At 43.9% G+C, this 22,420-nt stretch carries 22 protein-coding genes; 3 read left to right on the forward strand and 19 right to left on the reverse strand.

Features of this window, described 5'->3' with window-relative positions:
• Window positions 1-12: 12 nt before the first annotated feature.
• The 5 genes from AB4493_RS16700 to AB4493_RS16720 form a co-directional block, all read right to left on the reverse strand.
• Window positions 13-591 carry a DUF6162 family protein gene (locus AB4493_RS16700; RefSeq protein ID WP_029235381.1) on the reverse strand — a complete coding sequence of 193 codons (579 nt, stop codon included), beginning with the start codon at window positions 589-591 and terminating at the stop codon, window positions 13-15.
• Entirely contained in the window at window positions 588-923 is a 336-nt protein-coding gene (locus AB4493_RS16705; protein ID WP_017062543.1) for a hypothetical protein, read from the reverse strand. The genes AB4493_RS16700 and AB4493_RS16705 overlap by 4 nt, the downstream gene beginning before the upstream one ends.
• Before the next feature lie 116 nt (window positions 924-1,039).
• Window positions 1,040-1,876, reverse strand: a complete 837-nt coding sequence (locus AB4493_RS16710) for a DUF4198 domain-containing protein (protein ID WP_017062544.1) — start codon at window positions 1,874-1,876, stop codon at window positions 1,040-1,042.
• Between the two features lie 100 nt (window positions 1,877-1,976).
• Window positions 1,977-2,495: a DUF2271 domain-containing protein gene (locus AB4493_RS16715; protein WP_372155470.1), complete on the reverse strand. Its 519-nt coding sequence runs from the start codon at window positions 2,493-2,495 to the stop codon at window positions 1,977-1,979.
• Between the two features lie 84 nt (window positions 2,496-2,579).
• Window positions 2,580-3,209, reverse strand: coding sequence for a PepSY-associated TM helix domain-containing protein (locus AB4493_RS16720; RefSeq protein WP_136981835.1), 630 nt, complete (start codon window positions 3,207-3,209; stop codon window positions 2,580-2,582).
• Between the two features lie 451 nt (window positions 3,210-3,660).
• On the opposite strand from AB4493_RS16720, the gene AB4493_RS16725 reads away from it, so the two are divergent.
• Window positions 3,661-3,981 (forward strand): hypothetical protein, encoded by a 321-nt coding sequence (locus AB4493_RS16725; protein ID WP_136981834.1) that lies wholly within the window; start codon window positions 3,661-3,663, stop codon window positions 3,979-3,981.
• 130 nt (window positions 3,982-4,111) lie between these two features.
• Here AB4493_RS16725 and AB4493_RS16730 read toward each other — a convergent pair whose 3' ends face one another.
• The 7 genes from AB4493_RS16730 to AB4493_RS16760 form a co-directional block, all read right to left on the reverse strand.
• The gene (locus AB4493_RS16730; protein ID WP_372155473.1) at window positions 4,112-5,290 is read right to left on the reverse strand and encodes a tetratricopeptide repeat protein; all 1,179 of its coding nucleotides are present in this window, start codon (window positions 5,288-5,290) and stop codon (window positions 4,112-4,114) included.
• Complete coding sequence (locus tag AB4493_RS16735) at window positions 5,287-5,907, reverse strand: energy transducer TonB (protein WP_372155475.1); 621 nt, start codon at window positions 5,905-5,907, stop codon at window positions 5,287-5,289. Before AB4493_RS16735 ends, AB4493_RS16730 begins: the two co-directional genes overlap by 4 nt.
• A 19-nt stretch (window positions 5,908-5,926) precedes the next feature.
• Entirely contained in the window at window positions 5,927-6,331 is a 405-nt protein-coding gene (locus tag AB4493_RS16740; RefSeq protein WP_004739212.1) for a biopolymer transporter ExbD, read from the reverse strand.
• A complete protein-coding gene (locus AB4493_RS16745) occupies window positions 6,328-6,888 on the reverse strand; it encodes a MotA/TolQ/ExbB proton channel family protein (RefSeq protein ID WP_010429842.1) in 561 nt (186 codons plus the stop codon). Before AB4493_RS16745 ends, AB4493_RS16740 begins: the two co-directional genes overlap by 4 nt.
• Entirely contained in the window at window positions 6,888-8,264 is a 1,377-nt protein-coding gene (locus tag AB4493_RS16750; protein ID WP_017069118.1) for a MotA/TolQ/ExbB proton channel family protein, read from the reverse strand. The genes AB4493_RS16745 and AB4493_RS16750 overlap by 1 nt, the downstream gene beginning before the upstream one ends.
• Window positions 8,264-9,031, reverse strand: coding sequence for a DUF3450 domain-containing protein (locus AB4493_RS16755; RefSeq protein WP_372099399.1), 768 nt, complete (start codon window positions 9,029-9,031; stop codon window positions 8,264-8,266). The genes AB4493_RS16750 and AB4493_RS16755 overlap by 1 nt, the downstream gene beginning before the upstream one ends.
• Before the next feature lie 193 nt (window positions 9,032-9,224).
• A complete protein-coding gene (locus AB4493_RS16760) occupies window positions 9,225-11,321 on the reverse strand; it encodes a TonB-dependent siderophore receptor (RefSeq protein ID WP_372155478.1) in 2,097 nt (698 codons plus the stop codon).
• Window positions 11,322-11,880: 559 nt separating this feature from the next.
• Here AB4493_RS16760 and AB4493_RS16765 point away from each other — a divergent pair.
• Complete coding sequence (locus tag AB4493_RS16765) at window positions 11,881-13,185, forward strand: dicarboxylate/amino acid:cation symporter (protein WP_017062553.1); 1,305 nt, start codon at window positions 11,881-11,883, stop codon at window positions 13,183-13,185.
• Window positions 13,186-13,405: 220 nt separating this feature from the next.
• Here the strand turns inward: AB4493_RS16765 and AB4493_RS16770 are convergent, their stop codons facing one another.
• From AB4493_RS16770 to AB4493_RS16780, 3 genes are all read right to left on the reverse strand, one after another.
• Entirely contained in the window at window positions 13,406-14,791 is a 1,386-nt protein-coding gene (locus tag AB4493_RS16770; RefSeq protein WP_136979549.1) for a sensor histidine kinase, read from the reverse strand.
• Entirely contained in the window at window positions 14,788-15,453 is a 666-nt protein-coding gene (locus AB4493_RS16775) for a response regulator transcription factor (RefSeq protein ID WP_017062555.1), read from the reverse strand. Before AB4493_RS16775 ends, AB4493_RS16770 begins: the two co-directional genes overlap by 4 nt.
• A gap of 80 nt (window positions 15,454-15,533) precedes the next feature.
• On the reverse strand, window positions 15,534-16,007 hold the full coding sequence (locus tag AB4493_RS16780; RefSeq protein ID WP_372056405.1) for an NYN domain-containing protein: 474 nt from the start codon (window positions 16,005-16,007) through the stop codon (window positions 15,534-15,536).
• 323 nt (window positions 16,008-16,330) lie between these two features.
• Between AB4493_RS16780 and AB4493_RS16785 the strand changes: the two genes are divergently transcribed.
• Window positions 16,331-16,828, forward strand: coding sequence for a DUF4174 domain-containing protein (locus tag AB4493_RS16785; RefSeq protein ID WP_050546503.1), 498 nt, complete (start codon window positions 16,331-16,333; stop codon window positions 16,826-16,828).
• A 51-nt stretch (window positions 16,829-16,879) separates the two neighbouring features.
• Here the strand turns inward: AB4493_RS16785 and cobA are convergent, their stop codons facing one another.
• From cobA to nirB, 4 genes are all read right to left on the reverse strand, one after another.
• Window positions 16,880-17,656, reverse strand: a complete 777-nt coding sequence (gene cobA, locus AB4493_RS16790) for a uroporphyrinogen-III C-methyltransferase (protein WP_372114559.1) — start codon at window positions 17,654-17,656, stop codon at window positions 16,880-16,882.
• Window positions 17,657-17,933: 277 nt separating this feature from the next.
• Window positions 17,934-18,749, reverse strand: coding sequence for a formate/nitrite transporter family protein (locus AB4493_RS16795; protein ID WP_017062558.1), 816 nt, complete (start codon window positions 18,747-18,749; stop codon window positions 17,934-17,936).
• Window positions 18,750-18,872: 123 nt separating this feature from the next.
• Entirely contained in the window at window positions 18,873-19,196 is a 324-nt protein-coding gene (nirD, locus tag AB4493_RS16800; RefSeq protein WP_017062559.1) for a nitrite reductase small subunit NirD, read from the reverse strand.
• Window positions 19,197-19,211: 15 nt separating this feature from the next.
• Entirely contained in the window at window positions 19,212-21,785 is a 2,574-nt protein-coding gene (nirB, locus tag AB4493_RS16805; protein WP_017062560.1) for a nitrite reductase large subunit NirB, read from the reverse strand.
• Between the last annotated feature and the right edge of the window lie 635 nt (window positions 21,786-22,420).

A 22,420-nucleotide genomic window follows, 5' to 3' on the forward strand; every position in this document is an offset into this window, starting at 1 on the left:
ATTCTCTTATTATTAGTGAGCATCGCTTTCATGATGCTGTTCAATTTCTGATTCGTTCACGACCATTTTCCAACCCGTAGACTCTAGCGTGTGTTGGTCAAAAGTAGCGGGCTGTTTCGCTACACCGCCCAAGAAGATCCAGATTTCAGGAGAAACGCTGTTCGCATTTAAAATAAAGGAATCCGCAAAACCATGATCGGTAGGCGTAGCTTGTTCACTTGGAGTAGAAAAGTAATAACCACGCTCGTCCAGTACCCAAGCATGAGAACCTTTGCGCTTCCAACTCTGATCTTCTACAAACGGGGCAACCCATTCATCTTTAAGTGATGCAACACTCGGCCATTCACCATCTGAGTCCATGCGCAGGTCACGGATTTCTTCATGCGCTAAACGCAGCTCTGATAGCATCGCCAAGTTTTCTTGTTCAACATCAGTCACTAGAATTTGATGATCAAGCACTGCTTTAACGTGGGATTCAGCCTGATGAAATGGGATTGCGACAGTTGCAAAGCAAAGGATGAACACAATGATCAGTCCTACCCATTTGCCCTCTCTGCCGCCCGTATCAGCACGTACGCTTTGAATCATCATTTTTCACTGATCTCTACAACATCAACTTCAACTGGAAACTCATGACCTGAATCGAACACAAGGTAGAACTCAGTGTCAGGATGTGGGAATTCAACGATAGAACGTTTATCTGTCATCTCTTTTGCAATCAAGTTGTCTTCGTAATCGTACATCTCAACTGCGTAATCAATCGCTTTGCTGCCATCCGAATAACCCGCTTCACAAGCAACAGTCTTACCTTCAAACCAGCAGCTCATCAGTGGAAAGTGTGCTTGCGCAGGTAATGCAGCGAAACCAAGTCCCAATGCTAAGCAAGGAGTCATTAAAGCGTTAAGTTTTGTTTTTATTGTCATGGTTCGTACCCTAGCCACAGTGCAAATTCTCAGAAGTAAACTGAGCGATAAAGGGCTCAAATGAGCCCTTAAGTTTTTTTGATTCTTAATCAGGGATCTAGCCCCGATATCACAGACTATTGAAGCAGCGCTTCGAACGTTAGGTGAACGTTCGCGCTTGCTTTGTCTGCCAGTGGGTTGTCAATCAACTCACCTTTGTAGTTCGCTTTCATTACGTAACGACCTGCTACGTCTGGAGTAAACGTGATTTCACCGTTCTCATCACTCACCACATCAATCTGCTCTTGGTGGTTGCGGTAAAGCGTACCTTCACGAGTAATCTCCGCTTTCACGTCTTTCTGGATTTCACCGTTGTAGAAGAACTGGAATGTCACAGGTTCGCCTTCAACGATATCTGAAGGGTGTGTCACAGGCTTCATTTCTAGAAGCTTGCCTTCAATTTTGAACACTGAATCCGTTGGCTTACCTACCGTGATGTAGCTTTCTGCACGAGTGAAGCTGATCTGCGTTACCACGTCACGTGATTTTTCAGGCAGAACTGAGTCACGCTCAGCTTTGTTTGCTTTAATCCACTTCACCGTGTCACGGCGACCCGCTTTGTATTGCGTGTAGTAAGACGGCTGGTTGTTGATCGCCACTTTGTGTGTACCTTCTTCTTCAAAATAGAAGTCGAAGATTGAACGACGCTTGCCACGAATAACGAAGTTAGGACGCTCGCTGCGGCCATCAGGCATGATGACATGTGCATTTTCACTGCCTGCAGGTTTATCAAAAACAAACGTACCGTGAGACGCAGTCACGTCGAACGTTAGCCAATCACCCCCTTCTTTCGATACGGTAAAGTGTGATGGCAAAATCCAGCGTGGGTGAGCTTGTGCCGTTGTCGTTGCTGCTAGGCCGAATGCCATCACACCCGCTAGAGCAAGTGCTTTGATTTTTGTCTGTTTCATCATGTTCAATTCCATTATTTATAATTGTTAGCCGTGTTGCTCTATCTGAGCCTACGATGACCACTGTCTATTCTGTTCAGCTTGGTTTTACTGTTCGCACTTACTATTTAGCGATGTAGTTCAGGGTGATTTCACCCGTCTCTTCCGTTGCTTTTAATTCGTAAGATACGTTTGAATCTGTGAGTGATACTTTTTGGCGAAGGTAGTTACGGCCACCATGTTCACGAACCACTTCGATATGAACCGTGTACTCGCCTTGTTCTAACGTTTCACCGCTGTCGCTCTTACCATCCCACACGAAACGGTACTGGCCAGCAGGACGTGTTGCAGACGTCACAGCATCAACCAGTTCACGATCGTAACGGCCAACCTTTCTCCACCAGCTGCGCAGATCCTTAAGCCATTCGTCTTTACCGACCCAAAGCTCGATGGTTTTCACTGACTTTCGTTCGCTATTCTCTACCCACACCGCCACATAAGGACGTGCATACATAGAGGTATCAATCTTTGGAAGCTCAAAGCTGACATCCAGTTTTACCGTATCAGGAATCGCTTGTGCCATACCTAGGCTTGGCAAAAGAGATAAAGCAAGAAGCGCCTTGCTCCAGTTCATTTTTTTCATGTTTAACAACCTTTTAAATCCGTTTAACCTTTAATTCGTTCTTCAAGCTGATTCATCAACCCACTTCATCAAGCTAATTAAGGGTTAAGGTACGGCGACAAAATAGATAACCAGTGAGATTGCAGACCCAAACACCGTCCATTTAATGGAGGTATTGAGTGTTTTTTTCTTAGGTAACAGTAAGCACACGCCAGTAAGCACAAAGAAGATCATCAGTAGCGCAGTGATATCGATAAACCATTTCCATACTTCACCGCTGTTACGACCTTTATGTAGATCGTTCAACAATGCGATAACGCCGTAATTCGTGGTTTCGACTTCTACAAATTCAGACGTAACGTCAACAAACACGGAAGCGTTGTAGCCCGGTCCTTTGAAGTCCATAGACACTTCACCGATGAGTAACTCACCGTCTTCGATCTCTGCGTAGATGTCCAAACCTGAAGGAACGCCGGAGAGGTTAGCTTCTTCAAACAGAAACGTTTCAAAGGCTGTCTCGTCAGCTTTTAAACGGCCGTCTTGGATCGTAAATAAACTAGTAGGAAGCGTTAGCGTAGAGCGTTGGATATTGGGTTGGCTTGATTCAAATAACTCAGGTCGGTTCAGGGTTATACCTGTCACTGAGAAGAAAAGAACCACGAACAGAAGAGCCATAGAAATATAAACATGAAGTCGACGAGACCATGACTGAACCGCCCTACTTTTTAACGACATACAAACCAATACCTATAAATTTTATGGCGACAATTTAGTTGATAATCATTCGTATTGGCATTCAATTTACATTGTTTACGTTTGCCGAGCGGCGTAAGAAAATTTACATAACATTACATGGGAAGTAATCGAACTGTATGCATATTCTTGCTAACGTGTACTAAAGGGAATGGATAGCTTGTATTTGAGGTCATCGATAGTAAGGTCAAACCTCAAAAAATCTCAATATAAACATGCTTGATTGAGGTTGGTTTAAGGTAGCAATTGTGGCTTTAAGGAATGAAAGTTGGGACTATTTAAGCTTCGTAACTATTAACCTTCGGAGCTATTTGATCTTTGGAACATTTTGAAGATCATACACAAACGGCGGACTCTTCGGTTGATGCGGTTTGTTAAATACAGACTAGTAACCGATTTAACGATAGCTAATAAGGCTTAAAGGGATTTTGAAATGCGTATTATTGTTTTGGCTTTTACAGCGCTCGTAACAGCGTGTACCAGCCAAATAACCAGCACGGAAGAACATATTCAACAATACATCGGTTCAGACATAACCGATGTACAAGAACGTTATCTCACCGAACGCTCACGCCCTATCAGTTTTTGGGCGTCTCGAAACTATGCTTGGATTGAAACCAAGAAGCCGTTAGACAATGGTTATACAGTACACGCATTCAAAAACCCTTATCGTGACTGCACTATTAATTGGGTTGCTGATACCAGCGGCGTGATTCAAAGTGCGACGTCCCGCGGTACGATGTGCGAGCCTTAACTGACGTACTGGAACGATAAAGTTCAAAAAGCTTTAACCGCCAAAAATTAAAAAGGGTGTCATTTGAACCATCAAATGACACCCTTTTCTATTTACTTCTTTCTCTTGTCTTCTTTTGCGTTAACAGCAGTTAGACGTTGCCGTTATCACTAACCGTTCTTAGCTGAGTCAGATATTTAATCCAACCTTTTGCTTCAGAAGAAGGCTCAATGTTGTTCGCACGTTTCGCTTGAGCAAGAGCATTATCAAGATTCTTTAGCTTGTACCATGAACGTACTTTCGCTAAAGCAACATCAGCTTGCTTGTTCTTGTCTTTCACTTTATCCAAAACAACCAGAGCACGATCGTAGTAACCTTGTTGAACCAGTAACTGAGCCACATTCCAATGATATTGCGTGTCTTTTCTAGACGCTAACGTCCACACTTCAATAGCACTGTCCCACTCTTTCGCTAACTGCCAGTAGGTTGCTTGCTCAGCCAGAAGTTGAACATCGCTGTTCGCATCATCTAACTTACTAATTTCTTGTGCTGCGCGCTCTGGAATGCCACGTTTCGCGTAAAGCTGCGCTAACAAGCGGCGATCTGAGTTCTTCAGCTCAACACCTTGTAGATCAGCCAGTGCTAACGTGTTCAATGCATCACGATTACGATCTAACCTAAGTTGAATACCAACCAGTTGACGCCACCAGTTATCTTTCTCGGGTTGAAGTTCAATCAAGCTTTCCAGTGTAGGAATCGACTGTTTCCACTGCTTTAACTGAAGCTGTGCGCCCAGTTTTAGCGATAGAGGTGATAACTCTGGTTTTGAATTGAACTTGTCGTGATTACCGATGGCCACTAGGACTTTCGACCAGTTTTCAATTTGGTATTCAGCTTGTGCAATTCGCATCCAAAGCGCGTCTTTCTTTTCCTTTTCAGGCGCTGTTTTCACTAACTCGTAGTAGTGCGGAAGCGCGTTTTTAAACTGCTGATCGTTCAACAACAAATCAGCCAGCATACGCTTCGTTATCCAAGCTTGCTCATCGACTAACAAATTCGTATCGACGGCATAAGTGAGCTGCTTAATCGCCGCGTCAGTTTTGCCATCTTGCCAGTAAAACACACCCAACATACGAGCTACGTATGCTTTGTCGTAACCTTTAGAAAGCTCCAAGCCTGCGAGTACATCAATCGCCTGTTTAACCTGTTCATCTTGAGCAAGCTTATGCGCCTTTTGAACACGAATAGCAGTATATTGGGTTAGCTCTTGCGCTTGTGTTGTAAGGGGCATTAACAACAAGCCCACTAATATCCATATCTGTTTCATCATTTTGCCAACTTAAACTCTAGTTTCACGGTTTGAGCAACCTGAGCTATCGCTTTTCCATCGACGACTTTTGGTTGATATTTCCATTTTTTAAGTGCTCTCATCGCTTCACGTTCAAACATACGACGTGGGTTTGCGTCAGTGACTTGAATGTCAATTGGGCGTCCCGTTTCGTCGATGGTAAAAGACATTATCACATGGCCTTCAGCGCCACGCTTCAGCGCTTTAGGTGGGTAACGAGGTTCTACTCGATACAGAGGCATTGCTTGTTGGTTTGACCCAAAATCAGAAAATGTCGGCGCGTTAATCGCTAGGCCGTCAATGGATGTATTCAAATCCAATGAAGGCAAAGAAGACATCGAATTCAGAGGCGTAACTTCAGCTTGTGACTGAGACGTTTGCGCTTCCGGTGGCGGCTCTGGCATTTCTGGTTTTTCAGGGACTGCGCGTTGTCTTCTTTGAACTTCTTGTTCTTGTTCCACCATTACCATGTTGAAACTTAACGTCTCGCTATCGTCTGGTGAACGTTGGTGGCCATTATCGACCATCCAAGCCATGAAAGAAAACAGCGCTAAGCCCAACGCGCCCGCTAGCGGTAAAGCAAGAAATAGGCGAATCATTTATGAAGATCCTCCAAGATCATCGCTTATCAGCAGCAAGCGCAATGTTTTTAACACCTGCACCTTTCGCGGCATCCATCACTTTAACAACAGTACCGTTGTAAGCGTGTTCATCCGCTTGAATAACCAAAGAAGCATCAGGTTGTTCTAGCAACAAGTGCTCTAACGTCGCTTGGACACGTTCAACATCTACGACACGCTTGTCGATGAAAATGTCGTTTGCAGAAGTAATCGCAACAAAGATGCCTGCATCCTTTTGGCTTACTACGTTAGAAGCTTGTGGGCGATTGACTTCCACCCCTGACTCACGAACAAATGAACTGGTCACAATAAAGAAAATAAGCATGATAAAGACAATATCAAGCATCGAAGTAAGGTCTATTTGAGCCTCTTCGTTTTTAGAATGACGTCGACCGAGTCTCATCGTTGACTCCTTAAAGATTTTTCTAATTTCAATTCTAAGCGGTTACATACTTTCGCTAAGCGAGCGTGAACGAACATGCCCGCTAACGCTGCAACCATGCCTGCCATGGTTGGCAGTGTTGCTAACGAGATACCTGAAGCCATCAATTTAGGGTCACTGCTGCCTTGTGTCGCCATAACATCAAAAACAGAGATCATACCGGTTACAGTGCCTAGCAAGCCCAACATCGGGCAAATAGCGACTAACAACTTAATAAAATTCAAGTTTTGGTTAAGCAAGATACTCGCTTGCCCTAACCAACCTTCACGAATGGCTTTGGCATGCCAAGAAGAGTGATCTTCTCTTTCATGCCATTTCGCTATCCAAGCTTGGCGTTGCTTAGGAAAGTAGAACGCAAGATAAAGCACACGTTCTACCACAAGCACCCAATACACTAGGACGACAGCCGCTAGCCACCACAGGACGAAACCGCCCTGCTCCATAAAGCTTGATAAAGACAGCAGCCAGTCACTCGTTAACCAACTCGCTGGTAATAGAGAACCCGACAAAATATCCATTACGCAGCAGTCCCAACTGGTGAAACAACAGCGTTTGATTCAACGGTCTTTTCAGCCTGCTCAGCAACAAGACCAATACCTTGCTTCTCAAGAATATTGCGAATGTTTTCTGCTTGAGTGCTAAGAATGTTGTGTGCCAGTAGAAGAGGCATTGCCGCAACCAGACCAAGTACCGTAGTTACAAGCGCCATCGAGATACCACCCGCCATAACTTTAGGGTCGCCATTACCAAACTGAGTGATCACTTGGAATGTTTCGATCATGCCGGTTACTGTACCTAAAAGGCCCAACATTGGTGCTAGTGCCGCCAATAGCTTAAGCATCGATAGACCTTTCTCTAGGTGAGTCTGCTCATCAACTACCGCTTCTAAAAGTCGCAACTCTAATGCTTCAACCGTTTGGTTTTGTTCCTTGTTGTACATCGCAAGAACACGACCTAGTGGGTTATCACCCGCTTGCTCAGGGTTCTTAAGTTGCGCGCGAATTTTCTGGCGTGCGATAGCAAGAGAGACACCACGAACTAATGCGATGATTAGACCAATAGCTAGTAGGCCAAGAATCACTTTACCAACCACACCACCCGCTTGTAGACGGTCAGTTAAACTTGGCGTAAGTGCTAATTGCTCTAGCATAAACCCGCGAGAAGGATCGACAACCACGTTAGATACTTCACCATTCGCTAACGAAGAAAGTGACGCTAACGTTGGACCATTTTGTGGTTGCTTAAGGTAAGCGATCGCATCTTCACGCTGAGTGTTCCAGCTAACATAGCCTTGCTCTGTCACAAGACCAATCGAACCTAGTCGGTAAGCGTCAACCTTGTTTGTATTGCCTTCACCATTAATGAATGCAATTTGAGATTTGCTAAGCTCAGAGCTCGCTTGGATCTGTTCAACCATGCTCATCCACAAACCGGTCAGCTGTGGCATTGAAGGCAGTGATTTAGCATCAATGATTTGATCAACAGTTGCAGTGTGTTCAGCACGATCAACACTATTCACGGTTGAGCTAAGCTCTGCGCCGAGTTCTTTTGCGTTTTGACGAACGACACCGAACAGCTCGCCTAAGCTACCGGTTTCTAAACGCAGCTTCTCTTCTAAGCGAGCAAGCTTGTTTTCGTTATCACTGAACGTTTGAGTCAGAACATCTGTCGCACCTTGGATAGACGTACGCTTCGCTTCAAGCTGAGCTTTGATCGCTTTCAGTTCTTGTTCTGTCTTTTTGAAATCAGCTTCACGCACTACGTTGTGAGAAGCTTGAGTTCGACTCTCTGATTTTGCTTTATTAACTAGCTGAGCCGTCGTATCTGATGCAGAGAAAGCTGAAAATGAAATAGACGTAATGCAAAGCAATGCTGCTAATGGCTTTAAGTTCATTACTTAACCTCCGCAACAGTTAAAGAAACAGGTAAAGTAATTAGGCTTGGCGCCGCTTGTTGGCTTGCAATGTCGTAAGCTTTATCTAGCTCAGATTTCATTGAAGAATCTAGCTCTTGCCACTGATTTTGTGTTTGATTCCAAGACCAATATTGGCTGCCATTTAGGTTACGAGCCACCAAAGAGATACGACCTAGGTGCAGAACATCTGCCTCGATTGTTTTATCACTCGCCAATGCGACACGACCTTGGTAAACACCCAACTTAATGCCGTAGTCCATCTCGATTTGGTATGCCTCTAGGATACGGCGGTATTTCTCAGCATCACTCACATCAGCACGAGTCATCATTGCTTGTAGCTTTTCTACTCTTTCTAGACGCTGTTCTTTCTTAATCGGCACGTCTTTCTCTACCAACTGTTCAAGACCATCGATCATTTGATACATCAATGGCACAACACCTTGGCGTGTGTATTTGATTTCTTCGATCTGCTCTTCAATGCTTTGAGCTTCTTGGTTTTGGCTCTCAACTAATGCAGCAAGGTGATCGTGATAGATTTCTAGGTTTTTAACTTCTTCTTGCAGACGCTCAATCTCAGCTTGCAGCATTAAAGTCGCTTGTGAGCTTTTATCAATAACCTTTTGGCTCGAAGCCGACGCGTTATTGGTCTTGTTTTGAATTGATTGAGCTTGATCCAAGCTGTTTGCCATAGAAGACGTTGCAACCAAACTGATGGCAAGCGCTAGGCTAGTTTTTAAAAGATTCATAATTGTAGTCATTTACTATAGAAGAAGGTCAAATACATTTTATTGATAAATACTATTATTGATAAGCACTCTCATTATCATTAAAAGTCACTCGCATTACTAGGGATATTTTACTAAATAGCAGAATCACGAAAGGAGAAAGCCGAAACTTTCCCCTTAGTATTTAGGCTAACAATAGTACCCTACTAACAAATTAGTATTTTACCTGTAAAGTCGCCATGTAGTTACGGCCTTCGCCGATTACTACGTCTTCAGCAAATTGGTGGTTTGAAGATGTTGAACCGCCACCCGCTAGGTATTCTTTATCAAATACGTTCTCGACTGTTAGACGCGCTACAAAATCAAGAGAATCGTCGTACTTAAGCGTGTATGCAGCACCCATATCTACACGTGCGTAGCCGTCTTTCTTGAATGTGTTCGCGCTATCGCCGTAACGAGAACCTTCGTAGATAAGACCCAGGTTCACATCAACTTCGTTTGTTGCTGCATAGGTAGACCAAACGCTTGCTGCAAACTCAGGTACGTCTACTGGACGGTTACCTTCATATGTTTCATGGTTCGTGATTTCAGCATCTAAGTACATTGCAGAACCAGACATTGAGAAGCGCTCTGAAATAAAGCCTTGTGCGGCTAGCTCAGCACCACGGTGAACTTGTTCGCCACCTTGTGTCTTCGTCCAATCGCCTGATGAAGTGTCTTCTACATCCATTGAAATTTTTTCTTGGGTAATATCGAATACCGCACCAGAAACGAATAGACGTTCGTCCATCAGTTCCCACTTAGTACCGACTTCGTAAGACACGCCCGTTGCTGCGTCAAGAAGTTCGCCATCGTTGGTGTAGTTGCGGCTTCCGCTAGACACAACACCTTGTGGTTCGAAACTTTCAGAGTAAGAAGCGTAGATACTACCGTTTGATGCCGGGTGGTAAATCACGCCAAGCTTAGGTGCTACGTTTTCTTCTGCAACGCCATCACTTACTTTACGGTCGAAACGAGCGCCCGCAAGAACTTGCCATTCGTCATTGATAGTAATCAGATCTTGAATGTAGAAACCCCAAGTATCGTAAGTGCTCATCTTGCCTAGCGATGTTGGACCCACTGACGGTGCTGGTACCGTTGCATCTGGCGCGTATTCGCCGCTGCTGAAACGATCCATACCACGGTAATAGCTGTAACCTAACCAGTTAGCGCCGAATAATAGTTGGTGCTCTGTGCCAGCAAGATCAGCGGTTGTTGTTAGATCGACATAAGCTGTTCTGAAACGCCATTTGTCATGACGGTAGTTGCCACCTTGAGTCACGGTTCCTGTACCATCAGGATTCATGTTTGAAAAGCTTGGGTAGCTTTCCATATCAATACGTTCGAAATCTTGGTAATTGAAACCTGTTTTTAAAGACCATGTGTCAGTCAGGTTAGCAGCAATATCAAAACCTACGTTCTCAACATCGTTTTCAATCTGTGACCACTGCGCATCCCAGATATGCTTGTCGCTACCCACTCGGTTGCCGTCTAGTGTGTATAGTGCACCAGAATCTACGCTGCCTTCGTCGTTGGTCTTATCGTAGTGAACAGAAACCATTACGTCTTCAGTTACATCGTAATCAACGAATACACCACCAACAAAACGTTCTGTTTGTGGTTCAGTTCCGTCACCATAAGTTCTCCAAGAGCCGTAGCTTTCTTTAGATAGAATCGCGCGACCACGTAGAGTTTCAGCGTCGTTCAAAGCGCCACTTACGTCTACCGTTGTACGAGAATGGTCATTAGAACCAATATCTTGGCTAACACTTACTTGCGTATCGTAAGTTGGCTTTTTGCTTACCATGTTGATCAAGCCACCTGGTGCAGAAATACCGTAAAGAAGACCAGAAGGTCCTTTTAGTACTTCAACACGCTCTAGCAGTTCGATTGGTTGACGGTAGTGAGACCAATGTTGCTGGCCATTTTTAAGGAAGCCCGAAGAGCTTTCTACCGAGAAACCACGTAGAGAGAAACGTTCACGGTTACGGCTTGTACCGCCAGCACTTACACTCGCGTCATTCTTAAGCACGTCACCAAGCGTTGTTGCACGCTGTTCATCGATGATTTGCTCATCGATTACTAAAACTTGTCCCGGAGTCTCTAATTGAGTCGCCTCCATGCGCATTGCTGTTGTGTTCGTGTCGGCTTTATAACCGTAGTCACGACCTTCAACAACCATATGCTCGTCTGTTTTTACTGTTTCTGCCAATACTGCTGGTGAAGCTAATACTGCGCCGATCACTAAAGCCAATGGGCTCTTTGAAAACATGTCCTTTACTCCGCTTTTATTCTTTTAGACGAACACTTTGTTATTTATTCGATGTGTTCGCTGAACCGTTGCCGGTACCACTGAATTATTTCGGGAGTGAATATAAGTGATAACTATTACCATTTGCATTAAATTTACATTCTTTGCATTCGTAAAGTTTTGTAAAGGCCTGTCGGTGAGTCATATTTGAGGAGTTCAACAAAACCATTCAATACAAATAGTTAAGGCTCATGGACGTAAATCGACTGGTTATCTTCACCGAATTTTTTGAAACAACGGTATTTGTTCAGTCAATTGAAGACGTGAAGATTGATAAGAAAATCATCTCTTCTTATTTACTACCTTTGAAACGACAAATTTATGTATAAAACCCTCGATAGATGTAAATTAATAGTGAATTATTTTGTTTTTATTTGTTTAATTTACACAATTATCAGTGATTTTGATCACATCTATAATTCCAAACTCATTTTTTGTTTTTCGAATTGATTATCCGACTGCTAATCTCCTGCTCACTTTGAAAAGGTATCAAAGTTATAAATAATAAGGAGTGTTCTAAATGAATACCAAGAAACCTATGTCTCTGACTGGTCGAGTAATCCTCGGTATGGTCGTAGGTATATTAACGGGATTCGCCATTCAATCCCTTTTTGCAGACAACGGATTTGTTAACAACTACATCGTTAACGGACTCTTTGAAGTGGGCGGACAAATCTTTGTCGCCAGTTTAAAAATGCTTGTTGTGCCTCTAGTCTTCGTTTCACTAGTGTGCGGTACAAGTTCTCTTAAAGACTTATCAACTCTTGGCCGTATGGGTGGCAAAACGCTTGCACTTTATATCGGTACTACTGCCGTTGCCATCACTCTAGCATTAACTATCGGTAACCTGTTCCAACCTGGAGCTGGTGCGGATCTTACTGCTGCGAGCTCTTTCAAATCAGCGGATGCCCCTTCTCTGGGCCAAGTAATCATCGACATGTTCCCAACCAACCCTATTCAGGCGATGGCTGAGGGCAAAACGTTACAAGTTATCGTATTTGCAGTGTTGTTTGGTATCGCAATCAGTGCAGCGGGCAAACCCGGTGAACGTATCGCTGCAGTTTTCTCTGATCTAAACGAAGTGATCATGAAGCTAGTTGCGCTACTAATGAACCTTGCTCCTTACGGCGTATTCTTCTTGATGGCGAAACTGTTCTCTGGCCTTGGCTTAGGTGCAATTTGGAACCTAGCAGAATACTTCTTAGTGCTTGCTGGTACCCTGCTGTTGCATGGCTTGGTGACTTACAGTGCGATGCTTAAAGGATTCACAGGTCTTAGTCCGATTACGTTCCTACGTAAGATGGAAGATGCAATCATGTTTGCATTCTCAACAGCATCTTCGAACGCAACAATTCCAGTAACTATGGAAACGGCTAAGAACCGTATGGGCGTAGACAACAAAGTCGCTTCTTTCACAGTACCACTAGGTGCAACTGTGAACATGGACGGCACTGCAATCATGCAAGGTGTTGCGACGGCGTTTATCGCGCAAGCGTACAACATCGACCTTTCAATGGGTGATTACCTAATGGTTATCCTAACGGCGACACTGGCGTCTGTTGGTACTGCAGGTGTCCCTGGTGTTGGTCTTGTTATGCTAGCGATGGTATTGAACCAAGTTGGCCTGCCGCTTGAAGGTATTGCTCTAATCATGGGTGTTGACCGCCTTCTTGATATGATTCGTACCGCTGTAAACATCACAGGTGATAGTGCCGTATCTATCATCGTTGCTAAGTCTGAAGGCGCTCTAGACGAGTCTCGCTTCAACGACCCAGCAGCAGGTGAGAAAGAAGAAGAAGTTAAGCTAGCTCGCCAACAGGCATAGTCTCGCTTATCTTATGCTCTTGTCTTCAAGCTCAGGCGTAATTAATGGCTACGCCTAGCCCATACCAAAGCGCATAAAGAAAAACGCCACTGCAGATGCAGTGGCGTTTTTATTGGGCTATGTTTCTAAGCTATATTTCTGAGCAATATTTCTAAGCTATGTTTCTTAGCACGCTTTCAGTCATAGTTATCTATGGAGCAAGACAGGTAACAGCAGGAAGCTAATCAGCGATTGGGAACATCAAGTTCACTCTCAGCCCCCCACCTTCTCTATTCTCAGCAGTTACATGTCCATTCATCACACCCATCGCTTCTTTAACAATCGCAAGGCCCAGACCGTAGCCACCAGACCGTTTGTCTCTTGCTGATTCAATACGAGTAAACGGGTCGAATATACCTGCAATCTTGTTATCAGGAATACCGTCACCGTCATCTTCTACAGATATTACACTGTAACGTCTATCCATTACCTGTTCGTATGTCGTCACGACCACATGAGCGTTCTCACCCGCGTATTTAATGGCATTCCCGACCAAGTTACCAATGACTCGAAGCAGTAGCCTCTCATCAACGTTCACCATTGATATCGGCGTCTCTAGGGAACCAATCAAAGTTTGATTCGGTTTTAAATCGTTTTGCATCTGCGCGATCAACATTGAACAATAGTGCTCAAGGTGCATTAAACTTAACTTGGAGTCATAGCGAGAGGTTTCTAAGCGGCTAAATTCAAGTATCTCACCCACCAGCTTATTCATCTCTTCTGTTTCATTTTCCATTCGTTCTAGCAAACCAATGCTTTTATCATCAACCTTGCTGCGCAGCAGGTGTAGTGCGAGGTTTTGCCTTGCTAATGGTGTTCTTAACTCGTGTGAGACATCACGAATCAAACAACGTTGCTTTTCAGCCAGAGATTTAATCTCAAAGGTCATATAATCAAAATCGTGTGCAAGCTCGTTGAATTCACGCGTGGTGGAGTTCAACTCCGACACCACACTGACCGTGAAGTCACCTTGAGCCAGTCTGCGGCTCGCTTCTCTCAATCTATCCAACGGTTGCTGAAGGCTTTTGGCCATGATAATCGAGAACAGAGACAATACGACCAATGCAATCAATGCTTTAAGCATATAGGAATATGGCGCAAAAGATTTTGCGGGATGAAACTGGTGCGGTAGTTGGATAACCAGTGTTTTACCGTTATCCAGTGGTAGGCCGAAGATCGGCTTACTCACACGATCACTAAGTTGGTGATCTAACGTTCTTAAGTATTTGAGCTTAAATTCAAAATGTGGGTGCATGTGACGATGTGTGATCGGACGATTGTCTTTGTCGATGACGAACAGATAATACTGCTGAGCATTACCCCAGTCCGCGAGTTCATCCATGTCCCCTTCTTCGATCAACACATTCGCTTGGTAAGCAAGGTCGAGCATTTCCGCTTTTACCGATTCTGGGACTTTAAGCAGCGCTTTCATCAAGGCTCTTTCAGCGACACCTTGCAGGATCAAAATACTCACCAAAATGACGGTCAGGTAACTGAACAGTTGGAAAGTGAGTCCGTCTTTACGCTTAGCAATAAAATCAGGGCAACGCAGCAGTTTTTTACTCATGCTCCGACCGACTCTAGGTAACTGTAACCTTTACCACGAACGGTTTTTATATGTTGTTTAGACAAACCTGCCTGAACGAGCTTTCTACGTATATTGCTGATATGCATATCTAAATTACGATCGAAGGGACACAATTCTTTCTTGAGTACATGGATTTGCAGATCAGATTTTGAGACGACAATACCGTCATTTTTGACCAAATAATCAAGCAAGTCTTTTTCAGTGCCAGTTAATGGCAAACGAGAGAGTTGTTCACACAAGCCGTGATTAGAGGAAGCTAAAGATTGTCTTTGGCGTTCAAAACCCACTCGGCGCAAGATCACCTTAATACGGGTTAAGAGTTCAGGAACATTGAAAGGTTTAGCGATGTACTGGTCGGCGCCTGCTTGGTAGCCATCGAGCATTGAGGCATCGTCGTTAAGCGCGGTTAGCATAAGAATGGGAGTAGCAAAACGCTGACAAATACGTCTTGCTACTTGAATGCCGCTTAGGTTCGGAAGCATTACATCGAGTAGAACCAAATCGACAGGGTGAGATTGAATAAACTCAAGCGCGGATTCACCGCAATGAACAGTATCAACGTGATACCCCTCATTTTCTAACACTTCACCCAGTAATTCACACAACTGAATATCATCATCAACAACTAAAACGCGAGACATTACACATACCGGTAAATAAGAACTGTTTGCATTCTAATTATCGTTATTATTGATTTCAATTATAAAGTGCCCGATTTCCTCTATAGAAGAAAATCTTTTTCAATCGGTACAAATTTTGATGCAGAATCGATAAGATTTTGAGCAGTTAACCCGGGAACACCATACACTTCAACAGGCTTGCCAAAGCGCTCTTTGATTCGATCTACAAGGATTTCGAAATCACCGTCTCCTGATACCAAAACAATCGTATCAACCGTCTCAGCAAGTTCTATCGCGTCTAACGCAATACCCACATCCCAATCGCCTTTTGCACTGCCATCTCGACGCTGAATAAACGGCTTTAACTTCACATTAAAGCCCACACCACGAAGGATATGATGAAATTGACGCTGCTTTGGATCTTGGCTTGAGATTGCGTAAGCATTAGCTGCAATAACGTTACGCCCTTCCGTGGCAACATACCAAAACTGGTTATAGTCGAAGTTAGAACGGTATTTGTCGCGCGTCGTGTAGTAAACGTTCTGAACGTCGACCAAAATTGCTATGTTTTCCATAAATTCATACCTTTAGATTTTCCGTATACCCTATTCTATTCAATTGTAAAATGCGAGTCGCTTTACTCAATAAAAATGAACCTGCCAGCTATCGTTAACGTAAATCTAATATCTTTAGCGTAAAGCTAAGTGTCTTTACGTAATCCTAACTATGCTTATTGTAAGTGGATTTGTTTTGAGCGTTTCTTAGGTGGTTCTGATCTTCACCTTCTTCTTTACGTAGCGTTCAAATCGTACTCAGGCTTAGAGTTTTTAAAGGGAGGTTGGCAATGCTGCACCGACAAACACACAATTCGATCGTAAGCATCGACACAACCAAAGCGATGCAAACTTTAAATCAACCATCAAACTCTGGTAGCTGGTTTAGTTTGCTTAAACTACTGACCATCAGCACGGTAATAATCATGAGCTTAACCATCAATTCAGTACTCGCCTACCCCGCTTATTCTCACTCAAAGCCTTTGCCACACCGCAGTGTGATTTATTTCGCTCCAAAGGAAGATTCAATCGTTAAAGAGTTTCTGAATGAAGTGTTGCTCAATAACTGTCAATTGGACGAACGAGATGTCGTCATTATGGTTATTGCTGAGAGTGGTTACACAGTCCCAACTTGGTTAGAAGAAGAGTTTAACTTAGAAGCAGTCACCAGTATTTACGAGATCCCGAAAGGATCACATACCGCTGTTTTGATTGGTAAAGACGGGAAAGAGAAGCACCGATGGAGTGGCAAAACAGATTGGAAACAGATCACCAATATCATTGACGAAATGCCGATGCGCCAACAAGAAATGCAGCGACAAGGCAGCCGCTGCAGTATTTGATTCTTGATGGACTCAGTAGTGGCTTAGAGATCCAATTAGAAGGTCAAACGATCAAGCTTGTTTGTTAAACCAAGCAAGTTTTTCATGGAGCTGAGCCACGCTGCCTACAACAATCAGCGCTGGGCTCTTTGCGACGCTCGCAAGGTCAGCTAAATCACGTAACCCACCTCTAAACACCTTTTGTTCTTGGCGTGTACCGTTTTCGATGATCGCAACTGGCATGTCAGCTCGCATACCATTATCGAGTAGATTCTTCTGAATGTTCGGACTCTCTTTCAAGCCCATGTAAAACACGATGGTATGGTTGTGCTGAGCAAGAGATTGCCAGTCAATATCTTCGCCATCTTTCTTCAAGTGACCTGTAATAAACTGCACGCTTTGTGCATGATCACGGTGCGTCAACGGAATGCCCGCATAAGCCGTTGCTCCGGCAGCAGCTGTGATGCCCGGAATCACTTCAAATCTCACGTCATTCTCAGCTAACGTTTCACACTCTTCACCACCACGACCAAAGATAAACGAGTCACCACCTTTTAGACGCACTACGTGTTTGTTCTCTTGAGCTTTGGTCACTAATAGTTGGTTGATCTGATCTTGCGGTACGCAGTGATGATCGAGCTTTTTACCCACATACAGCATTTCCGCTTCTGGGTTAGCCATCGCCAAGATATCCTTTGATACCAAGCGGTCATAAACCAAAACGTCTGCTTGTTGAATCACTCGTGCCGCTTTTAACGTAAGTAAGTCTGGGTCGCCCGGACCCGCGCCTACTAATGAAACCAATCCTTTGGTTACTTCTTTAACATTCGATGACGATACTTCTGACATGCTGTGCTCCGAAGGTTTGCTTGTTTTATCTCAAGCTTCAATCTATGTGATAAGTCACTGTATTCATGATGACTTATCCAAATCCTTAACCCTTAGACTATCAGGTGTTGAATTAAATATTTAGTCTAAATACTAACGAAGATAGAAGTAATTATAACAAAACAGTCTATTGCGAGTAATTTGCGCAATGATATAAGGGCTTTCGAACTAAAAAAGCCCCAAACATGTTGTTGGGGCTCTTAATCTCATACTAAATTACGTTTCACCGTATTCAGAATTACTTAGCACCTAGAGAAGGAGCTGTTTTAGCATGAGTTAGGTATAGAGGAACACACGTCATTAATAGACCACCAACGATGTTACCTAGGATTGTTGGGATAAGGTTGAAGTTCAACCATGTCGCGATACCAAAATCAGCGCCAAGAATCATACCTAGTGGGAATAGGAACATGTTTACCACTGTGTGCTCAAATACGAGTGCGAAGAAGATGAAGATTGGGAACCACATCATTGCTACACGGCCAGATACTGTGCGTGCAGTCATGTTGCCAATCACACCTAGACATACCATAAGGTTACAGAAGATACCGCGTACGAAACACGTGATCCATCCGTCCATACCCATGTTTTCAAAACCTAGGCTACGACCTGTAGAAACAGCAATGAACTTTTGAGCAACAGCGTTTGGTTCTAAAGAGAAGTTACCCGTTAGTGATACTGCAACAAGGAAAGCAACAATCAAAGAACCGATAAGGTTACCAAGACCAACAATACCCCAACAACGTAGGATACGACCCCAAGTAATACCTGGGCGGTTGTCGAATTTCGCTAAAGGTGCAAGGCCGAATACGCCAGTTACTAGGTCATAACCCATTACACTTAGAATGACGAAGCCAACTGGGAACACAAGTGCGCCAACAAGGCCAATACCGGTTTGAACCATTGCTGTAATAGCAACAACAACCGCTAGAGAAAGGATGATACCAGCCATAGTGCTTCGAATCAGAAGATCGCGAGTACTTGTTTTCGTTTTCGCTTCACCCACATCAATCATCGTTTGAACGAATTCAGCTGGTTTGTAATCAGGAGACATAAGGTTGTCCTTAAAAAGTTTAAATTAAAAGTTAAAATTGGATAGGAAAAGGCTCTAGTTGCCGAGTTAAGGCAATATCGAGAACTAGAACCCTTGAACTATCAAATCTTACTCATCCGAAGATTAAGCAGAGATTTCTACAGCGCCTTTGGCAACACGAGCTTTGTACGCTTTCACGTTGAAGTTCTCGTCTTCCATGCACACACCTGTTGCTAGGTTAAAGCGTTGCTTCTTAAGTGGGCTTGCTACCCAAAGCTCTTCTTTGTGCTCAACAATCAAACCACGTGATAGCACGTTAGATTGGAAGTATGGGTCTGTGTTGCTAATCGCGAATACTTCTTCAGCCTCAGTTGGGCGGAAGATAGCCACTTGCTCACCACTAACCAACGCACAAACACCTGTACCTGGGATAATGTCTTCGATCTTACAAACTTTGGTAAATGCCATGATGTCGTCTCCCAATTAAACAGATTCTACGTGAATGATGTCGCCCTGATGCTTTGAAGTAATGGCTTCAGGGTGTTTCTCAGTGAATGTCGCAGGACGGTGTTGTTCACGACCATCTTCAACAAACACAACGTTATCATCGCGGTCATCAGCATTGATGAAGTGTGCAAAGCGCTTAAGTTGAGCTTCGTCGTTGATTGTATCTGTCCATTCACAAGCGAAGTTATCAACTAGGCCAGCAATGTCAGTTTCAAGTTGGTCATTGATACCAAGCTTGTTATCTACAATCACTTCACGTAGGTAATCAACACCACCTTCTAGGTTGTCCATCCATACCGAAGTACGTTGTAGTGGCGCAGCCGTGCGGATGTAGAACATCATGAAACGGTCGATGTACTTGATTAGCGTTTCTTGGTCTAGGTCGCTTGCCAGTAAGTCTGCGTGACGAGGTTTCATACCACCGTTACCACATACATACATGTTCCAACCTGCGTCAGTCGCAATAATACCTAAATCTTTACCTTGAGCTTCAGCACACTCACGAGTACAGCCAGACACACCAAACTTCATCTTATGAGGAGTACGGATGCCTTTGTAACGGTTCTCGATCATCACGCCTAGGCCAACTGAATCTTGAACGCCGTAACGACACCAAGTAGAACCTACACATGTTTTCGCCATACGAAGTGCTTTTGCGTAAGCTTGACCCGTTTCGTAACCTGCAGCGATTAACTTCTTCCAGATTGCTGGTAAGTCATCTTTCTGAGCACCAAATAGGCCGATACGTTGTGCACCTGTGATCTTGGTGTACAAGTTGTATTCAGCAGCAACATCAGCAAGAACGCTTAGTGCTTGAGGTGTTACTTCACCACCCGCCATACGAGGGATTACAGAGTAAGTACCGTCTTTTTGCATGTTACCTAGGAAGTTGTCGTTGGTATCGTGCAGCTTCACTAATTCAGGCTTAAGGATGTGTTCACCCCAGCAAGAAGCAAGGATAGAACCTGCTAGAGGCTTACATACTTCACAGCCGTAGCCTTTACCGTATTTCTCTAATAGCTCATCGAACGTTTTGATTTCTTCGATGCGAATTAGGTGGAAAAGCTCTTGGCGAGAGTATGCAAAGTGCTCACACACGTCGTTCTTCACTTCAACACCAGCTTTAGCAAGTTCAGCGTTTAGTACTGAAGTCACTAGTGGAATACAACCACCACAACCAGTACCTGCGCCTGTTACTGCTTTGATATCACCGATTGTGTGGTGACCTTCAGCAACCGCTTGAGCGATCTTGCCTTTAGTCACATCGAAACAAGAACAGATAACAGCAGACTCAGGAAGAGAATCCGCGCCAAGTGTTGGCTTTTCAGCACCAGCATGAGCAGGAAGAATCAATGCATCTGGGTGTTCTGGTAGGTCGATTTCGTTCAGCATAAGCTGTAGAAGATCACCGTAGTCAGACGTGTCACCAACCATTACTGCACCAAGCAGCTTCTTGTTGTCTTCAGAAACGATTAGACGCTTGTAAACTTCTTGTTCTTCGTTTTGGTAAACGTAGCTCTTACAGCCAGGAGTACGACCGTTCGCATCGCCGATAGAGCCTACTTTCACGCCCAAAAGCTTAAGCTTCGCAGACATGTCAGCACCTTCAAATGTGCTTTCGTTACCAACAACGTGGTCAACCGCTACCGTTGCCATTTTGTAACCAGGAGCCACTAGGCCGTAGAACGTTTGGTTCCAAGACGCACACTCACCGATTGCGTAGATGTCTTTGTCTGTCGTTTGACAGTGATCATTAATCTCGATACCGCCACGTGGTGCAATACCCAGCCCCATTTGACGAGCAAGTTTGTCTTGTGGGCGAATACCAGCAGAGAATACGATGAAATCAGTTTCTAGCTCTGTACCGTCTGCAAAGCGCATTACGTTACGAGCTTCAGTGCCTTCAGGAGCAATCTCAAGCGTGTTCTTACTTGTATGTACGTTAACGCCCATACGTTCGATTTTTTGACGAAGTTGGTTACCACCCGCTTGGTCAAGCTGCTCAGCCATTAGCTTTGGAGCAAACTCAACAACGTGCGTGGTTACACCAAGAGCTTTTAGTGCGCCTGCAGCTTCAAGACCAAGCAAACCACCACCAACAACCACACCAGATTTAGAATTCTTAGCGGTTGCTTCGATAGCTTTCAAGTCTTCGATTGTGCGGTAAACGAAACAGTCTTTACCTTCGTTACCTTTGATTGGCGGAACGAATGGGTATGAACCTGTAGCAAGGATTAGCTTGTCGTATTGAATTTCACGACCAGTACTTGAGTAAACTGTTTTCTTTTCACGGTTAACGTTAATAGCACGCTCACCGATCAGCATGTTGATGCCGTGTTTCTCGTAGAAGCCTTCTTTAACTAAAGAAAGTTCGTCCGCAGTATGGTGTGAAAAGTAAGAAGAAAGGTGTACACGATCATAGGCTACGCGAGGCTCTTCACAGAAGACTGTGATGTCCATGTTAGCAACGTCTGTCTTCTCGACTAAATCTTCGATATAGCGATGGCCGACCATCCCGTTACCGATTACGACTAGCTTCATCTTGCTCATAAGAATTCCTGAAGGTTATATATTTCTTAACTGAGCGAATAATGAATTATGAAAGAAAATGAAAATATGATGTAAATCAATTACGAAATCGAACTACCCTAAAGGGGTAGGACAAAAGAGGTAGATCTGCTGATTTATCATACGAAGCAAACGAATAACCGTAGGTTTAATAAGGTTTAGCGGGGTTTTATATACACTTTCGTGCAGTAGATAAGATGTTGTAAAGTTTCACAATAGGTTAGCAGTAACACAAGTAAATGACAATCATTTTCATTTGTGGTCATAATAAGTGTAATAACTCATGAAAGCGTTACAGGATCATGAGCAACTATGTATAAATATGAAGAATTTAATGACGCAAAAGACAGTCGCCCTTTTCCATTCCCCACTCATTCCACTCACAAACGGCGCAATTGGTTAACAGATGCTGTTGGTTGTTTAGCAAATGATAGGTTTACATAAGGAAAAGACCGGCACAAAAGTGATCTGATATAGCTTGTTCCTAGTGGTGCTACTGATTAGAGAGCATACGTGGAAGTTTGAACATAGCATGAGGGTTTAGAATTTCAGATAGCAAAAAGGCCAGCATTTCTGCTGGCCTTTCAACTTTGAATAGTGGAGGCGCCTCCCGGAGT

Origin of the sequence: Vibrio sp. 10N.222.55.A1, from assembly GCF_041473835.1 — a bacterium.
GTDB lineage: Bacteria > Pseudomonadota > Gammaproteobacteria > Enterobacterales > Vibrionaceae > Vibrio > Vibrio crassostreae_C.